At 54.8% G+C, this 1,870-nt stretch carries 1 pseudogene; it reads right to left on the bottom strand.

Features of this window, described 5'->3' with window-relative positions:
• Positions 1–1,331 precede the first annotated feature (1,331 nt).
• Positions 1,332–1,763, bottom strand: a pseudogene (locus EWE75_RS24420) (IS256 family transposase); the annotation flags it as partial.
• Positions 1,764–1,870 lie beyond the last annotated feature (107 nt).

Here is a 1,870-nt window from a genome sequence, read left to right as displayed (position 1 = left end):
GCCAGAACGGTTGATGACCTCTGGCGCATTATCGGCCAATCTATCGACGAATTCACCCCCGCAGAGTGCAAAAACTACTTCGCTCACTGCGGATATGATGCTTTTTGATCGAAAAATGCTCTAGCGCTCCGACACTGAATCGCCGAATACTGCAGCAGCGGGAAATGTCCATGTCTCATGAATGTGAACCTGACGCCCAATCCTGATAACTGTTCCACTGAGGTGGCTTCCTTGTTTGAGCGTTAGCGCTTCATTCTAGCACATTCGATGCCGTCGGGGGGGCATCCACCCCAACACGTGTGAAGAAAAGAATTTATGGGGGTGATGAGCGTCGGGTATGTTTCTAATATCGTTAGCAGTTACCGTTACTTAGCGTGCTTCTGACGTGGGGGGCGCTTCTAAACCATTCCCCATAGCGCCGCCTTAAACCGAAAAGGGGCTTTTACCTGACCCCAAAATATCTTACTTTAACGACTGCCATCGTTAGAATGGCAGCAAAGGAGAGTGTAATGGAGGCGTCGGTCATTTTGCTGTGACACATAGGGCAATTTACTGCGACGGGGGTCGAGTTAGCGATCCTCATTCGCGGCGCAGAGATCATCCTCCTGCCCTGAACTGATACCGTACATGTTTCCCAGTCTTTTCGCGCTGTTGCCTTACCGATTAAATGCTTGAGGTGCGCAACGGGCGCGTCATCTGGCAATGATTTGGCGGCGATATAACTATAAGCTCATCCGCCGCCAAAGCGATGATCTCATACTGGAATTAATTTCAATATCATTATAGAATATTTTAGAAAGAGCGGGCCATGAGATTTATACGAAATTTTTCTATGCATAAATATTTTGGGGATGCTCGATGCATCTTGATGGCGGTAATACCGATATTCTGTTTTTGTTTTATATTTTGGTCCATCGGCCTTCTATGAACTACGCGCAACCGATGTGAGCGACCCACGTCGTCGTGATCGCCGATAATCCGCGAGAAGCTGCTGGTTGGCCAGCGGTGCGGAGAGTAAAGAATGGGTACGAACGAATTTGAAGGTCCTTCAAACGGTAATTTGAGCTTTGCGACGCACAGTGCGGTGCCTCGTTTTGCAGATCCGGCGCCGTGAACCGCGCCGGGTCTACCGAAGGCGTTGGGTTGTGAGTCACGCTGCCATATCCATGTTGTCTGCGGCAGCATAATATTGATCTTCGGCTTCGGCAGGCGGCATGTTGGTGCGGCGTTCGCCGTCGCACCGAGCACGGCGGGCAACTGGTATCGGCGCCACCAGCAGATGCAGAACCATGCGGCACGGCCGACGCGCACATCAAGCTGCGGCGCAACAGGCTCCAGTGCACCCGGCAGCGTTGTTGGGTCGCATTGAACACCTTGCCTGCGGCGCTGCGCAATCCTTTGTGATCGTCGGAGATCAAGAGCTTGACGCCCCGCAGGCCGCGATCGGCGAGCGAGCCCAGGAAGCTTTTCCAGAAGGGTTCGGCCTCGGACGGACCGCTCGCGACGCCGAGCACTTCGCGCTTGCCGAGCGTGTTGACGCCCACCGCCACTATCACCGCGGTCGAGACGATGCGGCCGCCTTCGCGCTCCTTCAGGTAGGTGGCGTCGATCCACAGGTACGGCCACTCGCCTTCGATCGGGCGGTTGAGGAAGGCGTTCACCCGCTCGTCGATCTCGGTGATCAGCCGGCTCACCTGGCTCTTCGAGACGCCGGTTCCGCCCATCGCCTTCACCAGATCGTCGACCGAGCGCGTCGAGATGCCTCACATGAGGAGTTTGGGGTCAAGCTATTATCAAAGTGACATGGCCGCCTCCTGGTTAGAGATCCATGGTCTGAGCCCATTGTATAATACCGGCCCGGTCACCGAGC

This window comes from Sphingomonas populi (assembly GCF_004208535.1).
In the GTDB taxonomy this organism is placed as follows: Bacteria; Pseudomonadota; Alphaproteobacteria; order Sphingomonadales; family Sphingomonadaceae; genus Sphingomonas; species Sphingomonas populi.
Note: the sequence above shows the minus strand (reverse complement) of the source record. Positions and strands in the feature narration are given on the sequence as shown.